Source organism: Microvirga sp. BSC39 (assembly GCF_000739015.1).
GTDB lineage: Bacteria > Pseudomonadota > Alphaproteobacteria > Rhizobiales > Beijerinckiaceae > Microvirga.
Genome location: NZ_JPUG01000064.1, coordinates 53,006 through 73,398, shown reverse-complemented (window position 1 = coordinate 73,398; position 20,393 = coordinate 53,006). Strand labels below are relative to the sequence as shown.

Below are 20,393 nucleotides of genomic sequence, written 5' to 3'. Positions count from 1 at the left end.
GTCCGCTGAAGACCGACCCAAAGGGAATGACCCATGAAACAAACCATCCTCGCCCTCGGCCTCGTCATGCTGGCTCTTCCGGCCTCCGCCCAGCAGGCGGACCCGAGCGGCACTTACTTAAGCGAAACGGGCGAGACCCGGGTGCGCATCGCCCGCTGCGGCGGCGCCTATTGCGGCACGATCATCTCCGTCCAGGGCGAGGCCAAGGACGTGAACAACCCGGACCCCAAGCTGAAGGGCCGCAACCTCGTCGGGGTCCAGATGATCTCCAACATCCAGCCCGCAGCCGACGGCTTCACCGGCCAGCTCTACAACTACAAAGACGGAAAGACCTATAACGGCAAGATGAGCTTTGCCGGCGGCAAGGCCATGCAGCTCTCCGGCTGCGTGCTGGGCGGCCTGATCTGCCGCTCGCAGACCTGGGCGAAGGTGAATTGAACGATTGCGATATTAGTATTCCTGCGGCGCCCTGATGGATGGGGCGCCGCGAATAGGTTCTTTTTGGCTCGACCGGAGGGCGCAACTAAGTTACCTTAAGCCTGCATTGGCTTCGGAGCATTTTGTGTTGCGCCTATTATTAACAATTCTCTTTTCATGCCTCATACCGGGCCCATCTCTCGCGGCAGAGTGTTCGATCTCTTTGAGAGAGGACTGGTCTGCAGCTGCAGGTGAATTGATTGAGTTCAATCGGCAGGTTTCAAAAGCCCGCAACATGGGTGAAGCCTATGACCGGAAGCTGCTATGCGCGAGTGCCAAGAAGATCCCAGGCGTCACCAAGCTTGCCAAAGAATACTTTTATGCCTGCGACCCGCTCAATGCGCCGCGAGAGGTTGCTAGTTTCGAGCAATTGAACGAGATCGCAGATCGCTTCAATCGAACACGGTGCCTGCCACAAGAACAGAACACTAGCGGGAGAGGAAATCGGCCGTCCCGCCAATGACAGGTAAACCGCTGAAGCCCCTAAGCCATCCGTGAGTACGGAAGCTTGGGCTCAGTCATTTTCAATGCCATTGAAAAGACTCCGAAGCCTCACCGCGCCTTCTGGCCGAACAGCACGGCCTGGACGGCCGGGTCGGTCAGGTCGGTCTTGTTGCGGTCCTCGGAGCTGACCGCGATGCCGCGCTGGACCGCCGGGCGCGCGCGCATCGTCTCCAGCCAGCGCTTCACGTGCGGGAAATCCTCGATGTTCTGGCCCTGACGCTCCCAGAGCTTCGCCCACGGCGCGATGGCCATGTCGGCGATAGAATACTCGCCGGCCACGAACTCCCGGTCCGCGAGGCGCTTGTTCAGCACGCCGTAGAGGCGGTTGGTCTCGTTGGTGTAGCGGTCGATGGCATAGGGTACCTTTTCCGGCGCGTAGATGCGGAAATGATGCACCTGCCCGAGCATCGGGCCGAAGCCGCCCATCTGCCAGAACAGCCATTGATCGACCTCGACGCGCGCCCTCTCGTCCTGCGGATAGAACTGCCCGGTCTTGCGGCCGAGATATTGCAGGATGGCGCCGGATTCGAACACGGAGATCGGCTCGCCCCCGGGCCCGTCGTGATCGACGATGGCCGGCATCTTGTTGTTGGGTGAGATGCTCAGGAACTCCGGCGTGAACTGATCGCCCTTGCCGATGTTCACCGGGTGGAGCGTGTAGGGCAGCCCGCATTCCTCGAGCATGATGGTGATCTTCCAGCCGTTCGGGGTCGGCCAGTAATAGAGATCGATCGGGTGCTGCGCGGAAGCCGCCATGAAACGCCTCTCATCAGGTTGCGATACGAATTCGCACTGGAACGTTAAGCCATAAGATCGGAACTGGCACCCTCGCCTGCAACCAAAATCCACGAAATCGACGCATGGCAGCTCAACGGGGCTTGCATGTTGCCGCGCATCGATTCAGAAAGTTTATAACATAAAGCAATCGCTGTGGGGGTGATTCGATGATGAACCGACTTGTGAGCGCGGCTCTTGCGGCCGCCATGACTGTCTTGAGCGCCGGTGCCGCGCAGGCCGTCGAGACCAAGCCGAAGAAGGAGCCGAGCGCCGCCCAGATGGCCGCCCGCGAGCGCATGAGCAAGTGCAGCCTTGAGTGGAAGGAAGCCAAGGCCGGCGGCAAGGTCGCCAAGGACATGAAATGGCCGGGCTTCTGGAGCGCCTGCAACAAGCGCCTGAAGGAAGGCACGAAGGCCTGAGGCATCGGGCTCGAAGGTGACGGCCACCTTCGGGCTTCAATCGATGCTCATCCTTCGACCAACGCGTCGATTGGACAGGAGCTCTCCATGAACTGGCTATCCCGCATCATCGGCAAGCAACCCGCTTCCGGCGGCAATTACATTCTGCCCCAGCAGGCGCTTTTCATCCGCCTCGACAGCCATTCCCTTCCCGCCGCCATCTACGAGGAATACACCCTCTCCGGCCTCGAGAGCCAGCTCGAGGTTGCCCTCGGCGCCCTCGGCGAAATCGACGGGCATGCGCGCGGCGCGGAGGACACGATCATCTATCTCTACGGCCGCGACGCAGAGGCGATGTACCGCGCCGTCGAACGGATCCTGAAGACCCACCCGCTGGCCCAGGACGCGAGCGTGACGATCCGCAAGGGACCTCCCGGCACAGCCCGGTACGAGATCTACACGCTCAACTGACGGGCCTTAGAGCTTCTTCTTGAAGCCCTCGTGGCTGCGGGAGAAGCCGAGGCGCTCGTAGAAGCGGTGGGCGTTCCCCCGGGTTTTGTTGGAGGTCAGCTCCATGGCGCGGGCGCCGTTCTCACGGGCGTGGTCTTCGGCGAACGCCATCATCCTGGCGCCGATGCCGCTGGAGCGTCGGGCGGCCTTGACCTTCACGCTCTCGACCTTCACGCGCGTGGCTCCCCGACCGGTGAGATTGGGAATGAAGGTGAGCTGGAACGTGCCGACGACCTCATCGCCGTCGACCGCCACGAACAACCGGTTCTCAGGGCTGCGCTCGATGGCGGCGAAAGCCGCCTCGTAGGCGGCCTCCGTCTCCGGCAACCACGCATCGCCGTGAGAGCCCAGCTCGTCCTCCTCGTGCAGGCGGATGATCGCTTCGAGATCGCCGGCCCGCGCTTCGCGGATCAGGAGATTGCTCATGCGGCCGCGCGGGACTCCGTTGGAAGGAGATCCTTGCGGCCCTTGAACCCGGGCAGAGCCTCGAACCGCTCAGCCCAGGCCTGAATGTTGGGATAGGCGGCAAGGTCGAAGCCGCCCTCGTCGGCAAAAGCCGTCACGCCGTAAATGTCGATGTCGGCGATGGTGGCGCCCTCGCCGACAATCCAGGTGCGGCCGGCGAGATGCTCGTCGAGCACCTTCAGGGCGGCATTGCCCCCGGCCATGCTGAACTCCAGCACTTCCGGTCCGGCCGGGCGGATGCCGAGCCTGATCGTCCTGGCGCGGTAGACATTCGAGGCGAGCCGGTCGAAATCCCAGTACATCCATTCGCGCGCCTGCAGGCGCTCGTCGAGATTGGCGCCGCCGAACTTGCCGGTCATGTCGGCGAGATATTCCATGATGGCGGCAGACTGGCACAGATGCCGGCCGTTGTTGCGGTCGATGAGCAGGGGAACCTGCCCATAGCGCTGCTTCGACAGGTGCGGCGGCTGCTTGTGCTCGCCCTGCATCATGTTGACATGGACGTAATCGAACGGCTCGCCCGCCAGGGTCAGCAGCAGGCCGACCTTGTAGGTCGGGCCGGAAAAGGCAATTCCGTGGAGTTCGAACCGTGCCGGCATGAAAGCCCCCTGAAGCGATGCAGTGGCCCGCACCCTAGACGGCTCTCCGCCAACAGAAAAGAACCTCTCCGGAAAGAGCTGTGATCTGGCGCCGGCTACGGACAGATTATATGACAGGATGTTGCATGAGACGGCCGCACCGGGTCGATCGCGGGGAATGCCAGTGCGCGCCAGGGATATCAGCTTCTTCGTCTCTCTCTTCTTCGCTCGCCTGGCGGACCAGATGCTGCTGTTCCTGGTGCCTCTGGTGGTGTTCCAGACGACGCAGAGCGCGGCCCTGGCGGGGCTGGCCTTCTTCATCGAAACCCTGCCGCGCTACCTGCTATTCGCCGTCTGCGGCATCCTCTGCGATCGCTATTCGCCGGTGTCCCTGCTGGTCATCAGCCAGCGCTTCCGCCTGATCACCTGCGCGGTGGGCGTTGCGGGCCACGAGCTTCTTGGCGGCATCGGCTGGCTGATCGCGCTCTCGGCGGTCTGCGGGATCCTCTCGACGCAAGGGTTTCTCGCCCGGGAGGTGATGCTGCCGCAGATTTTCAGGCAGCAGCGGTTCGAGAAGGTCCTGTCCTACTCGCAGCTGGGCGACCAGCTCGGGATGGTGATCGGCCCGATCCTCGCGGCCGCCCTGCTGGGCCTGTGGCCGTGGCAGGTCGTGGTCGGCATCACGGCGTTCCTGTTCCTGCTGGCGGATCTCGGGCTCACCCTGTGGCATCGCTCGAGCCGGATCGAACTCGCCCCGCCGGAGGCGGCCCATAAGAGCTGGATCGATCCTTTCCGCATCGCCCTCAAGCACATCTGGCATCTGCCCGGACTGCGAAGAGCCGCCATGCTGTCGGCCGGGCTGAACTTCGTCTTCGGCGCGACGCTGGCCACATCGGCCGCAATGGTGACGGGCATCCACGGCCAGTCCGAGCAGAGCTACGCGCTTTTGCAGACCGCCAGTGCCGTCGCGGCCATCGCGATCCTCACCTTCCTGGCCCATGTCATCATCCCCTTGAGGGCGATGGGAGCGATTGGCTACACGGCCATCTTCATCGGCGGCCTGCTGACGGCAATCAGCCCCAATTACGGGGTCTATGCCGCAGGCTACATTCTCGTCCTCGGCTTCGACAGGATGTTCACCATCTATCTCAGGAGCCTGCGCCAGAAGATCATTCCGCAGAAGGATTTCGGCAAGACGACCGGTGCGATGATCACCGTCAACAACCTGTCCCAGCCTCTGGCCGGGTTGCTGGTGGGCGTGTTCTCGGGCCCGGAAGGCCCTAGCCTCGTGATCGGCGGCATCGCGCTGGTGATGGGATCGATCGGCGTCATCGTCGCCGTCGGTGCAGCCCCTGCTCTCAGGCAGGCAAACAGATAGGAGACGGCATGCCCAGCATGGAACGTGAGCGAAGGCTCCTGCAGCAGAGCGTGGCGATTATCGCCACCATCCCGGTCGCAACGGGGCTCTATGGCGTTCTGTTCGGGCAGGCGCTCACGGGCGACGCGGTGAGCATCTCGGCGGAGAGCCACTTCCGTTATCTGTCCGGCCTGCTGCTGGGCATCGGATTGTGCTTCTGGAGCACCCTGCCCTCCATCGAGATCCATACCGGCCGCATTCGGCTGCTGACATTGCTCGTCGTCATAGGGGGCTTGAGCCGCCTCATCGGCCTTGCCCTCACGGGCCTGCCCTCGCTGTTCATGCTCGGCGGGCTGTTCGTCGAGCTGATCGTCGCGCCGGTGCTGTGCCTGTGGCAGACGCGGGTGGCCAATCGGTACGCGGAGGAATACGGGGTGGCAGAGGTTTAGAGCCGGCCTGTCGCGGCAAGCTCCGCGCCGTTGCGGGCTCTTCGTTGCGCCATGAAGAGCAGGAGGATGCGCGTGACGCATCCTCCATTCGGTTGTCACTCATGGTCAGTCGCGCCCGCTGTTGTCTTCTCCGATGTCCTTGAGCAAGTGCGTGCTGAGCCTCGCGCGTAGCGAAGCCGGCAGCTCGGAAGGTGGAAGGGACTTCAGGGGCTTGTGGCCGCGCTCCCGCACGGCGGGAATGAGATCAATGCGGATTGTGAGCCACACAAGGGAAAGCGTGATCTGCTTCATAGAAACCTGCAGCGAATTGAGAAGGAAGGATTGCGGCGATTGCGCATGGAGCAAAGTTCATGACCATGTGACGCCTCCTTCGGCTGCAGGTGAAAAAAGCGGCTGAGTCGTTCAGCCGCGGGAAGACACTACTTTATCGGCGCTGGTTTTACCAGCCTCAAGCCTTCAACTCGCGCACGCCGTCGACGAAGACCTTGACGCCGATGGCGCCGAAGACCGCGCCGAAGCTGCCTTCGATGATGCGGAAGAACCGGGCATAGGCCCGCATGGCGATCCCGGTCGAGAAGATCAGCGCGTAGGTGCCGTAGATGATCATGGCCGACGCGGAAGCCCCGAGGCCGATGGCCAGGAACTGGAGCTTGGAGAAACTCAAGGATGCCAGATACATGGGGATCGCCACCCACATCAGGGCCGCTTTCGGATTGGTCATGACGACGAACAAGCCGCGACGGTAGGCTTCGCCTGCCGGCATGTGGGCGCGCTCCGGGTCGGGCTTTCTGGTCGATGGCGTGAAAGCCGTCCGCAGGGCGCGCAAGCCCAGATAGATCAGGTAGCCTCCACCCAGGAGACGCATGGCGGTGATCGCCTGCGGAAAGGCCTTGAGCAGCGCGCCGATCCCGAGCGCGAACAGAATGGACCAGATGAACACGCCCGTGGCGACTCCCGCCGCCGCGATGGCGCCGGGCACGCGCCCGCCTCCGAGGGCGATGGAGGACACGGCCATGAGGTTCGGGCCGGGCGAAATCTGGGCGAGCACGATTCCGGCAAAGACGCCCGCCACCTCAAACATCATGAACGCTGCTCCCGCCCTGCGATCCGCACCCGGTCAGGCTGCACTCTGGATGCTTTCAAGGCTCTTTTCAAACCGGTATTCCGCCGATTGCGAGATATCCGCCAGTTGCCGCTGTCCTTCGGCCCGCCCATAACCCAGCCTCGTGTAGAGGCGGTGAGCCGTGGTGAAGCGCGTGTCGGACCACAGGACGATGCGCGATGCGCCTTTGCTGCGCGCATGCATTTCGGCCCGATGCACCAGGCGCGAGCCCAGGCCCCGCCCGCGCTGGTCCGGGCGCACGTAGAGCCGGTGCAGTTCCGCCGTTCCGCTTTCCGGAAAGTCCACCGCCACGCAGGCGCAGACGCGCCCGCGCTCGTCCTCGACGGCCAAGAAGGCGCCGCCGGTCCGGTCGTAGGACGTGCTTGGGTCGCGCAGATCCGGCAGGTCGTCATGAGGATCGACGAAGCAGCCGGGATAATCCGCGTAGCAGATCGCGATCAGACCGAAGAGATCCTGCCTGTCGCCGTCGCGGACGGGACGGATGACGGGCAGGTCTTCAATGTTCCGCGCTGGGTTGGTCATCGCCCCTCCTCGCCGTCACAGCGGCGATTGTTCTTTCGAGCATGTCATGCAGCCGGCGATAGGCCTCTGCCGACAGGTGAATGCCATCCGTCGTGACGCCTGCTTTCGCGGCGCCGCTGCCATCGGCAAAAGCACGCTGCAGATCGACAATGGCGACGGCCCGCTCTTTCGCCGCCTGCACCATGCGTCGGCTCAAGGATGCCATGGCATCCTTGGCGTAAAAGCCCGTCAGGCGCTTGCCCGTCTCGATGGGCGGCGGGGTCATCACGACGAGCGGCACGGCCGCCTCCTCGAAGTGCCGGACGATGGCCTCGAAGTGCCGCATCACACCAATGAGCGCCCCTTCCGTGCAGTCCTTCTTGGCATCGTTCGTGCCGACGAGGAGCACGGCGAGACTGGGCTCTGCCGATTGCAGGAGAAGCGGCACCCGCGGCTCGAGGGCTTCGGTCCAGATGCCGGAATAGCCGGCATTCAGCACCGGCCGCGAACCGATGCGGTTCCAATAAAAGCCTTCGACCAAGGAATCCCCCACGAAGAGCAGGCCGCCCGGCCCGACGGCGGCGCGGTGCGAGGCGATCACGATGTCGCGGATCAGCCAGTGCGGTGCGAAGGGGTTGGGTTGCGAGGTCACGGGAGCGGTGCCTGCATGAGCCCCGGCGGGCGCGGGTGCGCTCCGCCGGGATGGCCGAACGGCCTTACTCGATCCCGAGCTTGCGCTTGAGGATCTCGTTCAGGGCCTGCGGGTTGGCCTTGCCGCCCGTGGCCTTCATGGTCTGTCCCACGAACCAGCCGAGCAGCGTGGGCTTCGCCTTCGCCTGCTCCACCTTGTCGGGGTTTGCCGCGATGATCTCGTCCACGGCCTTCTCGATGGCGCCCGTGTCGGTCACCTGCTTCATGCCGCGTGTTTCCACGAGTTCGCGCGGGTCGCCGCCTTCCGTGAACACGATCTCGAACAGGTCCTTGGCGATCTTGCCGGAGATCACGTTCTCGCCGATGAGCTCGATGATGGCGCCGAGCTGGGCGGCCGAGACCGGGGTCTCCGAGATGTCCTTGCCTTCCTTGTTCAGGCGGCCGAAGAGCTCGTTGATGATCCAGTTCGCCGCGGCCTTGCCGTCGCGGCCCTTCGCCACCTCCTCGAAGAAGTCGGCGGAGGCGCGCTCGGCCACCAGCACGCTCGCGTCGTAGGGCGAGAGGCCGTAATCGGCCATGAACCGCGCCTTCTTCTCGTCGGGCAGCTCCGGCAGGCCCTTCGCGAGATCGTCCACATAGGCCTGGTCGAACTCGAGCGGCAGCAGGTCCGGATCGGGGAAGTAGCGGTAATCATGCGCCTCTTCCTTGGAGCGCATGGAGCGGGTCTCGCCCTTGCCCGGATCGTAGAGGCGGGTCTCCTGGTCGATGGTGCCGCCATCCTCCAGGATCGCGATCTGGCGCCGCGCCTCGTATTCGATGGCCTGGCCGATGAAGCGGATGGAGTTGACGTTCTTGATCTCGCAGCGGGTACCGAGCTCGTCGCCCGGACGGCGCACGGACACGTTCACGTCGGCGCGCAGGTTGCCCTTGTCCATGTCGCCGTCGCAGGTGCCGAGATAGCGCAGGATCGTGCGCAGCTTGGTCACGTAGGCGCGCGCCTCGTCCGCCGAGCGCAGGTCCGGCTTCGAAACGATCTCCATGAGGGCAACGCCGGAGCGGTTGAGGTCGACGAAGCTCATGGTGGGGTGCAGGTCGTGGATCGACTTGCCGGCATCCTGCTCCAGATGCAGGCGCTCGATGCGCACCATGATGGTCTCGCCGGTCTCCGGCACGTCCACGATCACCTCGCCCTCGCCCACGATGGGGCTCTTGTACTGGCTGATCTGGTAGCCCTGCGGCAGGTCCGGGTAGAAATAGTTCTTGCGGTCGAAGGTGCTGCGCAGGTTGATCTCGGCCTTGAGGCCGAGGCCCGTGCGGATGGCCTGGCGCACGCATTCCTCGTTGATGACGGGCAGCATGCCGGGCATGGCCGCGTCCACCAGGGAAACGTTGCTGTTGGGATCGTTGCCGAAGGCCGTGGAGGCGCCGGAGAACAGCTTGGCCTGGCTCGTCACCTGGGCATGGATCTCCATGCCGATGACGATTTCCCAATCGCCTGTCGCGCCTTTGATGAGCTTCTTAGGGTTGACGGGAGCGTTCATGAGCCTTGCGCCTTCAATCTCTTATATTTCCTGCCCGGAGTAAGAGCGGCGCTTGAACCGGTCAACCCCCTTCGAGATGAACGGGCGTTCAGACAGGTAACCCGTTCGTTAAGATCAGAAACAATTTATGCACAGCTTTCGAAAATAATTGCCACGCTGCGATGAAACCGCATCTCCCATTCGGCGTTGTTCGGGAGGTAAAACGGTCAAGGAGTTTCAAAATGGCTATGGATCCGATGGATCGCGAACCCAACGTCTACAATCGTGAGACCAACGTCTACGATAACACCGGTCGCGGTTCGAACACACTTGCTTACGTGATCGGCGGTCTTGTTATCGCCCTGGGCCTGCTCGCCTTCCTGTTCTATGATGGCGGCAGCAACGAGCCGAGCACGACCGGCAGCACCGGCACTCAGACGGAAAGCACTGCACCGCGCACGGGTTCCGGCGCCACCGGCGGTTCCTCGACCGCTCCGGCGACCCCGACCACCCCGGCTCCGGCAGCCCCCGCGGCTCCCGCTCCGCAGCAGTAATCTAGCGTCTCGCGTTTCACTGCGCAGGATGGGCCCGACCTCACGGTCGGGCCCATTCCTTTTGGGCCGGGCAGCACCGGGCCTGCCGAGGAACGAAGGGCAAGCTTGAGCGGTTGCGTTTGGGAGTTTCCAATCCGCTGCATATCCGGAGGCCCACCATGGCGAACAAGTCGAGCTTCACCCCCGAGGAATGGTCCCGCCTCGTGGCGAGCCCCGTGGTGGCCAGCATGGCGATCACCGCGGCGGATCCGGGCGGGCTCTGGAGCCTGTTGCAGGAATCCATGTCCAGCGGCTGGGCCCTGCTCGAAGCCAAGCAGGACACCCAGGCGACGCCGCTCGTGAAGGCCGTGGCCGACGATATCGCCAACACCGAGACGCGCAATGCCGTGCGCGAATCCTTTCAAAGCCAGTTCAAGGGCAGCCAGTTCGCCGACGTGAAGCGCAAGGCCATCGAGGAGCTTCACGCCGTATCGGGCCTGCTTGATACCAAGGCGCCGGACGAGGCGGCAGCCTTCAAGTCCTGGCTGTGGAGCGTGGCCCGGAAATCGGCCGAGGCCGGTAAGGAAGGCGGGTTCTTAGGATTCGGCGGCGTGGCGGTCAGCGATGCCGAGAAGGCGACGCTGTCTGAAATCGCGACCGCACTCGGCAATCCGGCCGGCTCCGGCGCGGGACTCGCCGAAGCCTAACCTTTTGCCAACCGGCGGGCAGCATAGGCGCCGCTCGCCCAGAGCATGGCGGCCACGAAGCGCACGGGAAACAGGGTCAGCCCGTCGGACCGCACCGGCGCGATCCAGGGCAGGCCCATGCTGCTGATCGCCCAGGAGACGAGCACGGAGACGGCCAGGGCCACCATGCCGACGATCAGCACCTTGCCGAACTGGTCGGCCTTCCAGCCGAGCCAGACCGCAATCAGGATCAGCACCGGATCGAAGGCCGCAGGCAGCCAGTCCCAGAGGGTGACGACGGGAACGGTCGGACCCACTGGGCTCAAGCCCACCAGGCCTGGGGCAGCTTGATGCGGCCGGCGGAATCCTCGATCACCTGACCGGCGGCGAAGAGGGTCTCCTCGTCGAAGGCGCGGCCGATGAGCTGCAGGCCGAGGGGCAGCCCCTGAGCATCGAGCCCGGCCGGCACGGCGATGCCTGGCAGGCCCGCCATGTTCACCGTCACGGTGAAGATGTCGTTGAGGTACATCTCGACCGGGTCGCCAGAGCCCTTCTCGCCGATGCCGAAGGCCGAGGACGGGGTCGCCGGGGTCAGGATGGCGTGCACGCCCTGGGCGTAGACCTCCTCGAAGTCGCGCTTGATCAGGGTGCGCAGCTTCTGGGCCCGGACGTAATAGGCATCGTAATAGCCCGCAGAGAGCACATAGGTGCCGATCATGATGCGGCGCTTGACCTCGCGGCCGAAGCCGGCGGCACGGGACTTCTCGTAGAGATCGACGATGTCCCGGCCGTTCTCGCGCAGGCCGTAGCGCACGCCGTCATAGCGGGCGAGGTTCGAGGACGCCTCGGCCGGGGCCACGATGTAATAGGCGGGCAGCGCGTACTTGGTGTGCGGCAGAGAGACCTCGACGATCTCGGCGCCGGCCGCGCGCAGCCATTCCGCACCCTGGTGCCAGAGCTGCTCGATCTCGGGCGACATGCCGTCGATCCGGTATTCCTTCGGAATGCCGATCTTGAGACCCTTCACGCCGCGGGAGATGGCCGCCTCGAAATCCGGCACCGGCAGATCCACGCAGGTGGTGTCCTTCGGGTCGGGGCTCGCCATGGAGGCCAGCATGATGGCCGAGTCGCGCACCGTGCGGGTGATCGGGCCGGCCTGATCCAGCGACGAGGCGAAGGCCACGGTGCCCCAGCGGGAGACCCGCCCGTAGGTCGGCTTGATGCCGACCGTGCCGGTGAAGGCCGCCGGCTGGCGGATCGAGCCGCCGGTGTCGGTGGCAGTGGCGCCGAGGCACAGATGCGCCGCGACAGCCGCGGCCGAGCCGCCCGAGGAGCCGCCGGGGACCAGATGGGTGCCCTCGATGGCGCCGGAAGCGCCCGCGCTCACGTTCGAGCCCTCACGCCGCCAGGGCGACACCACGGGACCGAACGCGCTGGTCTCGTTGGAGGAGCCCATGGCGAACTCGTCCATGTTGAGCTTGCCGAGCATCACGGCGCCGTCGTTCCAGAGGTTCCGGGTGACGGTGGATTCGTAAGGCGGGGTGAAGTTGCCGAGGATCTTGGAGCCGGCCGTGGAGACCACGCCCTCGGTGCAGAACAGGTCCTTGATGCCGAGCGGGATGCCTTCGAGCGCGCGGCCCTCGCCCCTGGCGATCTTCTCGTCGGAGGCCTTGGCCATGGCGAGCGCCTTCTCGGGCGTCTCGAGCACATAGGCATTGAGCGCCCTCGCCTTCGCGATGGCATCCACATGGGCCTGCGTGAGCTCGGTGGCGGAGAAGGTCTTGGCCTTCAGGCCGTCGCGGGCCTCGGCGATCGTGAGATGGGTCAGTTCGGTCACGGGACTGGATCTCTTGTCTCGACGTCATGACCGGGCTTGTCCCGGTCATCCACGTCTCAATTCATCAGGGACGATGGGCGGGCTTACGCCTTACTCGACCACCTTGGGCACCAGGAAGAAGTTGTCTTCCGTGGCAGGGGCATTCTGGACGATCTTCTCCGGATAGCCGCCGTCGGTCACGCCATCCTGGCGCTTCTTCATCACCATGGGCGTCACGGAGGTCATGGGCTCGACGCCCTCCACGTTCACCTCGTTGAGCTGCTCGACGAAGGACAGGATGGCGTTGAGCTCGCCCTGGAGATGAGGCACCTCCTCATCCGTCACGGCAATGCGCGCCAGATGGGCGATGCGGCGGACCGTTTTCTCATCGACCGACATAGATGGTCATAACCCCTTGGATATCTGCTGGGCGGCCTATAGCACCCGCCCGCGCCGGGGGGCAACGGCGGATGTGGGGCTCCGTGTCATTCCCGGCCGGAGATGGCGCAGCCATCGGAGGGGAAGGGAATCCATAGCATTGCGCCTGATCGTGGATCCCCTTCCCGGCCTGCGGCCGCCGGGGATGACACCCTCACCGTCATGGCCGTCCCCGGACTTGATCCGGGGATCAGTCCCGGGCATCCACGTCTTCACCGGCGGCAAAGACGTGGATGCCCGCAACAAGTGCGGGCATGACGACAGAGGATTTCTCTTAAACCGTCACGCCCACCGTCTTGTGCGGCACCACCACCTGAACGCCCTTGCCGTCCATGGCGGCCACGAAGCGGTCGGCGTTGGGGAGGATCATGGGAAACGAGCCGTAGTGGCAGGGGATCACCGCCTTGGCGCTCTTGAAATAGCGCTCGATGGCCAGCGCCGCGACCTCGGGGCCCATGGTGAAGCGGTCGCCGATGGGCACGATCACCACATCCGGTTTGTGGATCTCGGCGATCAGCGCCATGTCGCCGAAGATGTCCGTGTCGCCCATGTGGTAGACTGTCGGCTCGTTCAGTGCCTTGACGATGATGCCGTTGGCGCTGCCGAGGGGGAAGTTCACGTCCATCTCCACGAGGCCGGATGAGTGGTCCGCCCGTACCAGGGTCACGGTAAAGCCGCCCTGCCCGGTCGTGCCGCCGGTGTTCATCTGATCGAGGTGCTCCAGGCCCTGCTTGGCGAGGTACATGCACAGCTCGAAATTCGTCACCACCTTGGCGCCGGTCGCCTTCGCGATCTCCACGGTGTCGCCCACGTGATCGCCATGGCCGTGGGTGAGGAGGATGTGGGACACGCCCTCGATGATCTTGGCCCTGTCGCCCTCGAAGGCGGGGTTGCCGGTGAAGAACGGATCGATGAGCACGGCCTTGCCGGCGAAGTCGAGCCGGAAGGCGGAATGTCCGAACCACGTAATTTTCATGGAAAGTCCCTCGATTTTGGCCAGATGAAATGGAGCGGCTTCAGCGCCCGACCATGTTCCAAAGGAACAAAACCATCGGTCAGGTTTTAAGAAGCTAAGCAATAAGCATCAAGCCTGCAGGAGGATAGCCATGTCACGCCTGATCGCCAGCCTCGGATTTGCCGCCGGAATTCTCGCCTCGACGAGCGTCTGGGCCGTCGAAATCTCCATTTCGTGCAGTGCGCTGGGCAAGGAACACGAGATCTGCAAGCAGGGTGTCGATGCCTGGGCGAAGAAGACCGGCAACACGGTCAAGATCGTCTCGACGCCGAACTCCGCCACGGAGCGGCTCGCCCTCTATCAGCAGCTTCTGGCCGCAGGAGCCTCCGACATCGACGTGTTCCAGATCGACGTGGTCTGGACCGGCATCCTGGCCGACCACCTCATGGACCTCTCCGCCAAGGGTCAGGCGGACATCGACGATCACCTGCCCGCCATGGTCGAGACGAGCCGCGTCAACGGCAAGCTCATGGCCATGCCCTGGTTCGCCGATGCAGGCCTGCTCTATTACCGCCAGGATCTCCTCGACAAGTACAAGCGCCCCGTGCCGCAGATCTGGGCCGACCTCACGGAGACGGCCCGCCTCATCCAGGAGGGCGAGCGCAAGGACGGGCGCGGCGACTTCTGGGGCTATGTCTGGCAGGGCCGCGCCTATGAGGGCCTGACCACCAACGCGCTGGAATGGGTCGCCTCCTTCGGCGGTGGCACCATCGTGGACGACAAGGGCGAGGTCACCATCGAGAACCCGAAGGCGGCGGAAGCCCTGAAGACCGCCGCCGGCTGGGTCGGCACCGTCACGCCGGAAGGCGTGCTCAACTACACGGAAGAGGAATCCCGCGGCGTCTTCCAGTCCGGCAACGCCGCCTTCATGCGCAACTGGCCCTATGCCTGGGCGCTGGCCCAAGGAGCGGACAGCACCATCAAGGGCAAGGTCGGCATCGCGCCTCTGCCGAAGGGCGGCGCGGACGGACGCCATGCCGGCACCCTCGGCGGCCAGCTTCTCGCCGTCTCCAAATACTCCAAGAATGCGGACGCAGCGACCGACCTCGTCCTGTACCTGACCGGGCAGCAGGAGCAGAAGCGCCGGGCGGTCGAAGGCTCCTTCAACCCGACCATCGTGTCGCTCTACAGCGATGCGGACATCGCCAAGGCCAACCCGTTCATCGGCGATCTCGTGGACGTGTTCACCAACGCGGTGGCACGCCCCGCCACCGCGACCGGCCAGAACTACAACAAGGTCTCGACCGATTTCTTCAACGCCGTGCATCAGGTGCTGTCCAAGCGCGCCGAGCCTGCCCAGGCGCTCAACCGTCTCGACCGTGACCTGAAGCGGATCAAGCGCGACGGCTGGAAGTAACAGGCATGACCAGCGCGGTCGCTCAAGGAAACGTCCCCGTGCCGACGCAGGCGCGGGGACGCCCCTCGTCGCTGACACGCTCGCGCACCCGGTCCGCCTGGGCTTTCATTGCGCCGAGCCTGATCATCCTCGCGCTCATCGCCGGATGGCCCCTGGCGCGGACGATCTGGTTCAGCTTCACCGACGCGAACCTCAACAACTTGAGCGACTACACGTTCATCGGATTCGAGAATTACCTTGCCAATTACGACGGCGAATGGCTCGGGCTACTGACCGATTCCGACTGGTGGCATTCCGTCTGGAACACCGTGTGGTTCACCCTCGTCTCGGTCTCCATCGAGACCGTGCTCGGGATCATCGTGGCGCTGATCCTCAACGCCGCGTTCCCCGGCCGTGGCCTCATGCGCGCCATCATCCTCATTCCCTGGGCCATCCCGACCGTGGTCTCGGCCCGCATGTGGAACTGGATGCTGCACGACCAGTTCGGCGTCATCAACGACATGCTCCTGCGCGTCGGCCTGATCGCCGCGCCCATCACCTGGACGGCCAATCCGGACACGGCGCTCTGGACGGTCGTCATGGTCGACGTGTGGAAGACGACGCCGTTCATGGCGCTCCTCATCCTCGCGGCGCTCCAGATGCTTCCCGGCGACATCTACGAAGCCGCCCGGGTCGATGGCGTTCATCCCGTGCGCGTGTTCTTCCGCGTGACGCTGCCGCTCATCAAGCCGGCGCTTCTGGTCGCGATCATCTTCCGTGCGCTCGATTCCCTGCGCGTCTTCGACCTGATCTACGTACTCACCGCCAATTCCCGCGACACCATGTCGATGTCGGTCTATGCGCGCCAGCAGCTCGTGGATTTCCAGGAGGTGGGCGTAGGCTCGGCCGCCTCGACGCTGATCTTCCTCATCATCGCCCTTCTTGTGGTCATCACCCTGGCGGCGGGACGGGTCCGGCTCGGGGAGGACCCGCGATGAAACTGCTCTCCCGCATCGGCTTCTGGCTGCTCGTGATCGCCATCGGCCTCTTTGCCCTCTTCCCGTTCTACTACGCGATCATCTCGTCCTTCCGCTCGGGCGCCGAGCTGTTCTCCGTGGCCTACCTGCCGGAACGCTTCGACCTCTCGAACTACGCCGCCGTGTTCGACCGCCAGCCCTTCGGCCAGAACATCCTCAACTCGATCATCGTCGCCGCCTCCGTGGTGGCCGTCTCGCTGGGCTTAGGGATCACGGCGGCCTACGCCTTCGGGCGCATCGCGTTCCGCGGCCGCGCGCTCCTGCTCATGACTATCCTGGCCGTTTCCATGTTCCCGCAGGTGGCCGTGCTGTCGGGCATGTTCGAGCTGATCCGCAGCCTCGGGCTCTACAACACCCTGCCGGGCCTGATCCTCGCCAATCTCATGCTCACCCTGCCCTTCACGATCTGGGTGCTCACCACCTTCATGCGCGAGCTGCCCAAGGAGATCGAGGAAGCGGCGTTCGTGGACGGCGCGACGCCCTGGATCGTGGTCAGGCGCGTGTTCCTGCCGCTCATGGCGCCGGCGGCGGTGACGACGGGGCTTCTCGCCTTCATCGTGTCGTGGAACGAGTTCCTCTTCGCCCTCACCTTCACCCTCACCAACGAGCGGCGGACCGTGCCGCCCGCCATCGCGCTCATGACAGGCTCCACGGCCTATGAGCTGCCCTGGGGCACGATCATGGCGGCATCCGTCATCGTGACCCTGCCGATCATCGCGCTCGTACTCGTGTTCCAGCGCAAGATCGTGGCGGGCCTCACGGCCGGCGCGGTGAAGGGTTAGTCAAGGATGTTGCACAATGGCTGATGTGGTTCTCAAGAACGTCCAAAAATCCTTCGGCCGGGCGAAGGTCATCCACGGGGTCGATCTCGATATCCGCGACGGTGAATTCGTGGTCTTCGTCGGCCCGTCCGGCTGCGGAAAGTCGACCCTGCTGCGGCTCATCGCGGGTCTCGAGGACATTTCGGGAGGCGACCTCTTCATCGGCGGCGAGCGGGTGAACGACCTCGCGCCGGCCAAGCGCGGCATCGCCATGGTGTTCCAGTCCTACGCGCTCTACCCGCACATGAACGTCTACGACAACATGGCCTTCGGGCTGGAGCTGGCGAAATCCTCCAGGGCCGACATCGATGCCAAGGTGCGGGAGGCCGCGCGCCTGCTGCAGATCGAGGCGCTGCTCGACCGCAAGCCGCGCCAACTCTCCGGCGGCCAGCGCCAGCGCGTCGCCATCGGCCGCGCCATCGTGCGCGACCCGAAGGTGTTCCTCTTCGACGAGCCGCTCTCCAATCTCGACGCCGCGCTCCGCGTGCAGACCCGCATCGAGATCGCCAAGCTCCACAACGACACCCGTGCGACGATGATCTACGTGACCCACGACCAGGTGGAAGCGATGACGTTGGCCGACCGGATCGCGGTGCTCAACGCGGGCCGTATCGAGCAGGTGGGCACGCCTCTCGAACTCTATCACCGCCCGGCCAACCTGTTCGTCGCGGGCTTCATCGGCTCGCCGCAGATGAACTTCATCGAATGCCAGGTCGCCGGCATCGGGCCGAGCGAAGTGCTGGTGAGCCTGCCCGGAGGCGGCACCCTTCCGGTTCCGGTCCAGCCGGATGGTGTCCGGACAGGTGAAGCCGTCACCCTCGGCATCAGGCCGGATCATGTCCGTGTGAGCCCCCAAGGCTCCCTCACCGGCCGTGTCGAGCTGGTGGAGGAGTTGGGCGAGAATCATCTGCTCTATGTCGATGCAGGCCAGGGCCGCCGCCTCACCGTCCGCGAGCCCGGCGATGCGCGGCACGAGGCGGGCAGCACCGTGTCCCTCGATCTTGCCCGCGAATTCTGCCACCTGTTCCGGCGCACGGGCGAAGCGCTGCCGCGACCGATAGGCGCCACGAGCCCGGCTCCCGCCTCCCCGGACCTGACCAGCAGCGCCGCCTGATCTCGACGCCGGGCGACTTCCTCTATACTGCGGGGGTTCCGGCAGGCTCGATGAGGAGGCACCCATGATTTCCAAGGACGACGAACTGGTCGCCTTCATCGATGGCCTGTCTCCGCGCGCACGTCTCATGGGGCTGGACCTCGGCACCAAGACCATCGGCCTTGCCCTCTCCGACGTGGAGCGCCGGATCGCTACCCCGCTGGAGACGATCAAGCGGGTGAAGTTCACCCCGGATGTGGGCCGCATCAAGGAACTCGCCGCCCGCTACGATGTCGGCGGACTTGTTTTCGGGCTCCCGCTCAACATGGACGGCACGGAGGGCCCCCGCTCCCAGGCGACCCGCGCGTTCATCCGGAACATGAAGCCTCTGCTGCCCCTGCCGGTCCTGTTCTGGGACGAGCGCATGTCCACCATGGTTGTGACCCGCACCCTTCTCGACGCGGACACCTCCCGGGCGAAGCGCGCCGACGCGGTGGACAAGATGGCCGCGGCCTACATCCTGCAGGGGGCGCTCGACCGCTACGAGCGGATCGCCGCCGATGCAGCCGACGCGGAGGACGAGGCGGCTGCGAGAGCGGGCCTCGACATGGAAACGCCGCCCGGAGGCGGCGCCATGGATTGAGCAGGAGCAACCGGAACGGCCGACTGGCCGGCACCGGGCGACTTGCTCAGCTCTCCCTGGTATGGTCGCTGCCGGATCGATCAGAAGACGAAGAAATCCTTGTGGGTCATCTTCAGATTCTTATCGAGCGTCGCGATCTGCTGCGCTGCCTTCGCGCCCGTTCCATCGGGATCATAGGAAAGAGCGCCCGTGTTCTTGTCGTAGATGATGCGGTCGCTCCGATCGTGAGCTTTCGACCCGGTCCAGAAGGCGGTTGACGAGATCAGCCCATTCGACGAGGCCGCGACCTTGAAGATGCCCTTCCAGAGCATGATCGTGTCGTACTTCACGCTGAAATCCGTAATGGTGTCGATCGCAGATTTCGACAGCCTGGATTCGAAGGCGAAGAAGTCATAGCCGGCGCCGCCGGTCATGGTGTCACGGCCGAGACCGCCGCTCAAAAGATCGTTGCCGCCATCACCATAGATCCTGTCGTTCCCCGCACCGGCATCGATGATGTCGGCTCCGCCCATTCCCCTGAGGGTATCGTTGCCTGCAAGACCGCCCAGGATGTTGGACTTGTTGTTGCCAGAGATCAGATCGGCCCGGGACGTTCCTACGGCATTGCCATTCTGATCGAGTTTAATTCCAGCCATGAAATATTTCCTCTCGCGCCATTCAAATCGAAATCAACTCAATAGACTCCGCAATAATATCCGCATGCCTCTAAGGCAACCTTATATTAGCTCAGCGGTATAATCATCCTAGAGTGCGAATATTTGCATCAGGATCGACGATCCTTCTGTGCGAATAATGCGCTTTTAGATCTTGCCTCAACGGCAAGCTGTGCGGTTTCACACGCGGCTCCCCGCTGTGTCACAGCGGAAGGTGCGTCTCTGGGGGAGTTCACGACGGCAATGCGGCGCGCTTCAAATGCGGGGAGCCCTGGCATGAACCGGTCGGGTCAAAGTGCCGGACACACGGCGATTTCGAGGCTTGACGCCGCGAGAAAAGCCCCCTATCTCAGCGCCACCACGGACGCTGATGAGCGCTACTGGCACCGCCTAAGGGTATAGTCCAGAAAGAGCTTACAGATCAGCAGGTTCGGTGGGGGATAGTTTAATGGTAGAACAGCGGACTCTGACTCCGCTAGTCAAGGTTCGAGTCCTTGTCCCCCAGCCACTTTATTTTCTAAGGGCTTAGCCCTCTTTCCCGACATTCAGTATCGAAGCTTTAGACAACCGTTTTACGGCTGTTTAGACAAATCGGTTCGCGCTTCGACCCCTTCCCACCTTGAGAGGGTGGCATGCGTATGTGGCTAAGTGTTGCCTCAGAGCACTTGTAGGTGAGCCGCCCCCAGGCTTAGAACGGGCTGTAGGGAGAATGCCCATGGTTGAGTGGGACATCATCACGATTACCGTTTTGGCGCTCTATTTCCTGCCAGCGGCCATTTATGGTCTGCGCTCTGGTGAAAGCGCCGGCGCGAAGATGACCTTTGCACTCCTCAATGGCGCCCTCAACTGGACGGTCATCGGCTGGCTCTTGCTCATGAACGTCTCCCTCGACAACGAGAGTTGATCCCCTTCCTCCTGCTTCTCTTCCAGAGGAGTGATGAGGTGCCCTCCGCTGCGCTCGGGAAAGTAGTGTTCTAGGGCCAGCTTCACGGCTATGCTGTGCCAGGAGGGT

At 64.0% G+C, this 20,393-nt stretch carries 26 protein-coding genes and 1 tRNA gene; 14 read left to right on the top strand and 13 right to left on the bottom strand.

Going from position 1 to position 20,393, the window contains the following annotated elements:
* Nucleotides 1-33: 33 nt before the first annotated feature.
* A complete protein-coding gene (locus MA07_RS14160; protein ID WP_036351875.1) occupies nt 34-438 on the top strand; it encodes a DUF2147 domain-containing protein in 405 nt (134 codons plus the stop codon).
* A gap of 591 nt (nt 439-1,029) precedes the next feature.
* Here MA07_RS14160 and MA07_RS14155 read toward each other — a convergent pair.
* Nucleotides 1,030-1,737 (bottom strand): glutathione S-transferase N-terminal domain-containing protein, encoded by a 708-nt coding sequence (locus MA07_RS14155; RefSeq protein ID WP_036351872.1) that lies wholly within the window; start codon nt 1,735-1,737, stop codon nt 1,030-1,032.
* Nucleotides 1,738-1,925: 188 nt separating this feature from the next.
* Here MA07_RS14155 and MA07_RS14150 point away from each other — a divergent pair, with 188 nt between their 5' ends.
* Both MA07_RS14150 and MA07_RS14145 read left to right on the top strand, forming a co-directional pair.
* Nucleotides 1,926-2,177 (top strand): hypothetical protein, encoded by a 252-nt coding sequence (locus MA07_RS14150; protein ID WP_036351870.1) that lies wholly within the window; start codon nt 1,926-1,928, stop codon nt 2,175-2,177.
* Nucleotides 2,178-2,264: 87 nt separating this feature from the next.
* Nucleotides 2,265-2,627, top strand: coding sequence for a hypothetical protein (locus MA07_RS14145; protein ID WP_036351868.1), 363 nt, complete (start codon nt 2,265-2,267; stop codon nt 2,625-2,627).
* 6 nt (nt 2,628-2,633) lie between these two features.
* On the opposite strand, the gene MA07_RS14140 is transcribed toward MA07_RS14145, so the two are convergent.
* Both MA07_RS14140 and MA07_RS14135 read right to left on the bottom strand, forming a co-directional pair.
* Entirely contained in the window at nt 2,634-3,092 is a 459-nt protein-coding gene (locus MA07_RS14140; protein WP_036351866.1) for a GNAT family N-acetyltransferase, read from the bottom strand.
* Nucleotides 3,089-3,730, bottom strand: a complete 642-nt coding sequence (locus MA07_RS14135) for a glutathione S-transferase family protein (protein ID WP_036351863.1) — start codon at nt 3,728-3,730, stop codon at nt 3,089-3,091. Before MA07_RS14135 ends, MA07_RS14140 begins: the two co-directional genes overlap by 4 nt.
* A 157-nt stretch (nt 3,731-3,887) precedes the next feature.
* Here MA07_RS14135 and MA07_RS14130 point away from each other — a divergent pair, with 157 nt between their 5' ends.
* Both MA07_RS14130 and MA07_RS14125 read left to right on the top strand, forming a co-directional pair.
* Nucleotides 3,888-5,087: an MFS transporter gene (locus MA07_RS14130; RefSeq protein ID WP_036351860.1), complete on the top strand. Its 1,200-nt coding sequence runs from the start codon at nt 3,888-3,890 to the stop codon at nt 5,085-5,087.
* Between the two features lie 17 nt (nt 5,088-5,104).
* Complete coding sequence (locus MA07_RS14125) at nt 5,105-5,515, top strand: DUF4345 domain-containing protein (RefSeq protein WP_036352148.1); 411 nt, start codon at nt 5,105-5,107, stop codon at nt 5,513-5,515.
* 105 nt (nt 5,516-5,620) lie between these two features.
* Here the strand turns inward: MA07_RS14125 and MA07_RS14120 are convergent, their stop codons facing one another.
* The 5 genes from MA07_RS14120 to gatB form a co-directional block, all read right to left on the bottom strand.
* Nucleotides 5,621-5,806, bottom strand: coding sequence for a hypothetical protein (locus MA07_RS14120; protein ID WP_152568873.1), 186 nt, complete (start codon nt 5,804-5,806; stop codon nt 5,621-5,623).
* 157 nt (nt 5,807-5,963) lie between these two features.
* Nucleotides 5,964-6,599 carry a LysE family translocator gene (locus MA07_RS14115; protein ID WP_052003166.1) on the bottom strand — a complete coding sequence of 212 codons (636 nt, stop codon included), beginning with the start codon at nt 6,597-6,599 and terminating at the stop codon, nt 5,964-5,966.
* A 33-nt stretch (nt 6,600-6,632) separates the two neighbouring features.
* Nucleotides 6,633-7,160, bottom strand: coding sequence for a GNAT family N-acetyltransferase (locus MA07_RS14110; protein WP_052003165.1), 528 nt, complete (start codon nt 7,158-7,160; stop codon nt 6,633-6,635).
* On the bottom strand, nt 7,135-7,791 hold the full coding sequence (locus MA07_RS27840) for a GDSL-type esterase/lipase family protein (RefSeq protein WP_052003164.1): 657 nt from the start codon (nt 7,789-7,791) through the stop codon (nt 7,135-7,137). Before MA07_RS27840 ends, MA07_RS14110 begins: the two co-directional genes overlap by 26 nt.
* Before the next feature lie 64 nt (nt 7,792-7,855).
* Nucleotides 7,856-9,331, bottom strand: a complete 1,476-nt coding sequence (gene gatB / locus MA07_RS14100) for an Asp-tRNA(Asn)/Glu-tRNA(Gln) amidotransferase subunit GatB (RefSeq protein ID WP_036351855.1) — start codon at nt 9,329-9,331, stop codon at nt 7,856-7,858.
* A gap of 221 nt (nt 9,332-9,552) precedes the next feature.
* Between gatB and MA07_RS14095 the strand changes: the two genes are divergently transcribed.
* Both MA07_RS14095 and MA07_RS14090 read left to right on the top strand, forming a co-directional pair.
* On the top strand, nt 9,553-9,864 hold the full coding sequence (locus MA07_RS14095) for an LPXTG cell wall anchor domain-containing protein (protein ID WP_152568872.1): 312 nt from the start codon (nt 9,553-9,555) through the stop codon (nt 9,862-9,864).
* A 158-nt stretch (nt 9,865-10,022) separates the two neighbouring features.
* Nucleotides 10,023-10,550 carry a hypothetical protein gene (locus MA07_RS14090; RefSeq protein ID WP_036351850.1) on the top strand — a complete coding sequence of 176 codons (528 nt, stop codon included), beginning with the start codon at nt 10,023-10,025 and terminating at the stop codon, nt 10,548-10,550.
* Here the strand turns inward: MA07_RS14090 and MA07_RS14085 are convergent.
* The 4 genes from MA07_RS14085 to MA07_RS14070 form a co-directional block, all read right to left on the bottom strand.
* Complete coding sequence (locus MA07_RS14085) at nt 10,547-10,855, bottom strand: hypothetical protein (protein ID WP_081928975.1); 309 nt, start codon at nt 10,853-10,855, stop codon at nt 10,547-10,549. The two genes, MA07_RS14090 and MA07_RS14085, sit on opposite strands and share 4 nt — an antisense overlap.
* Nucleotides 10,852-12,366 carry an Asp-tRNA(Asn)/Glu-tRNA(Gln) amidotransferase subunit GatA gene (gene gatA / locus MA07_RS14080; protein WP_036351848.1) on the bottom strand — a complete coding sequence of 505 codons (1,515 nt, stop codon included), beginning with the start codon at nt 12,364-12,366 and terminating at the stop codon, nt 10,852-10,854. The genes MA07_RS14085 and gatA overlap by 4 nt, the downstream gene beginning before the upstream one ends.
* Before the next feature lie 90 nt (nt 12,367-12,456).
* Nucleotides 12,457-12,744, bottom strand: coding sequence for an Asp-tRNA(Asn)/Glu-tRNA(Gln) amidotransferase subunit GatC (gatC, locus tag MA07_RS14075; RefSeq protein ID WP_036351845.1), 288 nt, complete (start codon nt 12,742-12,744; stop codon nt 12,457-12,459).
* A 313-nt stretch (nt 12,745-13,057) separates the two neighbouring features.
* Nucleotides 13,058-13,759 (bottom strand): metal-dependent hydrolase, encoded by a 702-nt coding sequence (locus tag MA07_RS14070; RefSeq protein ID WP_036351842.1) that lies wholly within the window; start codon nt 13,757-13,759, stop codon nt 13,058-13,060.
* A 130-nt stretch (nt 13,760-13,889) separates the two neighbouring features.
* Here MA07_RS14070 and MA07_RS14065 point away from each other — a divergent pair, with 130 nt between their 5' ends.
* From MA07_RS14065 to ruvX, 5 genes are all read left to right on the top strand, one after another.
* On the top strand, nt 13,890-15,155 hold the full coding sequence (locus tag MA07_RS14065; RefSeq protein ID WP_036351840.1) for an ABC transporter substrate-binding protein: 1,266 nt from the start codon (nt 13,890-13,892) through the stop codon (nt 15,153-15,155).
* Nucleotides 15,156-15,160: 5 nt separating this feature from the next.
* Nucleotides 15,161-16,132: a sugar ABC transporter permease gene (locus MA07_RS14060; RefSeq protein ID WP_036351838.1), complete on the top strand. Its 972-nt coding sequence runs from the start codon at nt 15,161-15,163 to the stop codon at nt 16,130-16,132.
* On the top strand, nt 16,129-16,953 hold the full coding sequence (locus MA07_RS14055; protein WP_036351835.1) for a carbohydrate ABC transporter permease: 825 nt from the start codon (nt 16,129-16,131) through the stop codon (nt 16,951-16,953). Before MA07_RS14060 ends, MA07_RS14055 begins: the two co-directional genes overlap by 4 nt.
* A 16-nt stretch (nt 16,954-16,969) precedes the next feature.
* Entirely contained in the window at nt 16,970-18,106 is a 1,137-nt protein-coding gene (gene ugpC, locus MA07_RS14050; protein ID WP_036351833.1) for a sn-glycerol-3-phosphate ABC transporter ATP-binding protein UgpC, read from the top strand.
* Between the two features lie 64 nt (nt 18,107-18,170).
* Nucleotides 18,171-18,728 carry a Holliday junction resolvase RuvX gene (gene ruvX, locus MA07_RS14045; protein WP_036351830.1) on the top strand — a complete coding sequence of 186 codons (558 nt, stop codon included), beginning with the start codon at nt 18,171-18,173 and terminating at the stop codon, nt 18,726-18,728.
* An 80-nt stretch (nt 18,729-18,808) separates the two neighbouring features.
* On the opposite strand, the gene MA07_RS14040 is transcribed toward ruvX, so the two are convergent.
* Nucleotides 18,809-19,363 carry a calcium-binding protein gene (locus MA07_RS14040; RefSeq protein ID WP_052003162.1) on the bottom strand — a complete coding sequence of 185 codons (555 nt, stop codon included), beginning with the start codon at nt 19,361-19,363 and terminating at the stop codon, nt 18,809-18,811.
* 452 nt (nt 19,364-19,815) lie between these two features.
* Here MA07_RS14040 and MA07_RS14035 point away from each other — a divergent pair.
* Nucleotides 19,816-19,889 (top strand) — tRNA-Gln (locus tag MA07_RS14035).
* Between the two features lie 207 nt (nt 19,890-20,096).
* The gene (locus tag MA07_RS14030) at nt 20,097-20,285 is read left to right on the top strand and encodes a hypothetical protein (protein ID WP_036351822.1); all 189 of its coding nucleotides are present in this window, start codon (nt 20,097-20,099) and stop codon (nt 20,283-20,285) included.
* The last annotated feature ends 108 nt before the right edge of the window (nt 20,286-20,393 follow it).

Bases quoted from the DNA above. Each gene is read 5' to 3' on its own strand.
- MA07_RS14160 (WP_036351875.1), top strand. From the start codon at position 34: ATGAAACAAACCATCCTCGCCCTCGGCCTCGTCATGCTGGCTCTTCCG.
- MA07_RS14155 (WP_036351872.1), bottom strand. From the start codon at position 1,737: ATGGCGGCTTCCGCGCAGCACCCGATCGATCTCTATTACTGGCCGACC.
- MA07_RS14150 (WP_036351870.1), top strand. From the start codon at position 1,926: ATGATGAACCGACTTGTGAGCGCGGCTCTTGCGGCCGCCATGACTGTC.
- MA07_RS14145 (WP_036351868.1), top strand. From the start codon at position 2,265: ATGAACTGGCTATCCCGCATCATCGGCAAGCAACCCGCTTCCGGCGGC.
- MA07_RS14140 (WP_036351866.1), bottom strand. From the start codon at position 3,092: ATGAGCAATCTCCTGATCCGCGAAGCGCGGGCCGGCGATCTCGAAGCG.
- MA07_RS14135 (WP_036351863.1), bottom strand. From the start codon at position 3,730: ATGCCGGCACGGTTCGAACTCCACGGAATTGCCTTTTCCGGCCCGACC.
- MA07_RS14130 (WP_036351860.1), top strand. From the start codon at position 3,888: ATGCCAGTGCGCGCCAGGGATATCAGCTTCTTCGTCTCTCTCTTCTTC.
- MA07_RS14125 (WP_036352148.1), top strand. From the start codon at position 5,105: ATGGAACGTGAGCGAAGGCTCCTGCAGCAGAGCGTGGCGATTATCGCC.
- MA07_RS14120 (WP_152568873.1), bottom strand. From the start codon at position 5,806: ATGAAGCAGATCACGCTTTCCCTTGTGTGGCTCACAATCCGCATTGAT.
- MA07_RS14115 (WP_052003166.1), bottom strand. From the start codon at position 6,599: ATGATGTTTGAGGTGGCGGGCGTCTTTGCCGGAATCGTGCTCGCCCAG.
- MA07_RS14110 (WP_052003165.1), bottom strand. From the start codon at position 7,160: ATGACCAACCCAGCGCGGAACATTGAAGACCTGCCCGTCATCCGTCCC.
- gatB (WP_036351855.1), bottom strand. From the start codon at position 9,331: ATGAACGCTCCCGTCAACCCTAAGAAGCTCATCAAAGGCGCGACAGGC.
- MA07_RS14095 (WP_152568872.1), top strand. From the start codon at position 9,553: ATGGCTATGGATCCGATGGATCGCGAACCCAACGTCTACAATCGTGAG.
- MA07_RS14090 (WP_036351850.1), top strand. From the start codon at position 10,023: ATGGCGAACAAGTCGAGCTTCACCCCCGAGGAATGGTCCCGCCTCGTG.
- gatC (WP_036351845.1), bottom strand. From the start codon at position 12,744: ATGTCGGTCGATGAGAAAACGGTCCGCCGCATCGCCCATCTGGCGCGC.
- MA07_RS14070 (WP_036351842.1), bottom strand. From the start codon at position 13,759: ATGAAAATTACGTGGTTCGGACATTCCGCCTTCCGGCTCGACTTCGCC.
- MA07_RS14065 (WP_036351840.1), top strand. From the start codon at position 13,890: ATGTCACGCCTGATCGCCAGCCTCGGATTTGCCGCCGGAATTCTCGCC.
- MA07_RS14060 (WP_036351838.1), top strand. From the start codon at position 15,161: ATGACCAGCGCGGTCGCTCAAGGAAACGTCCCCGTGCCGACGCAGGCG.
- MA07_RS14055 (WP_036351835.1), top strand. From the start codon at position 16,129: ATGAAACTGCTCTCCCGCATCGGCTTCTGGCTGCTCGTGATCGCCATC.
- ugpC (WP_036351833.1), top strand. From the start codon at position 16,970: ATGGCTGATGTGGTTCTCAAGAACGTCCAAAAATCCTTCGGCCGGGCG.
- ruvX (WP_036351830.1), top strand. From the start codon at position 18,171: ATGATTTCCAAGGACGACGAACTGGTCGCCTTCATCGATGGCCTGTCT.
- MA07_RS14040 (WP_052003162.1), bottom strand. From the start codon at position 19,363: ATGGCTGGAATTAAACTCGATCAGAATGGCAATGCCGTAGGAACGTCC.
- MA07_RS14030 (WP_036351822.1), top strand. From the start codon at position 20,097: ATGGTTGAGTGGGACATCATCACGATTACCGTTTTGGCGCTCTATTTC.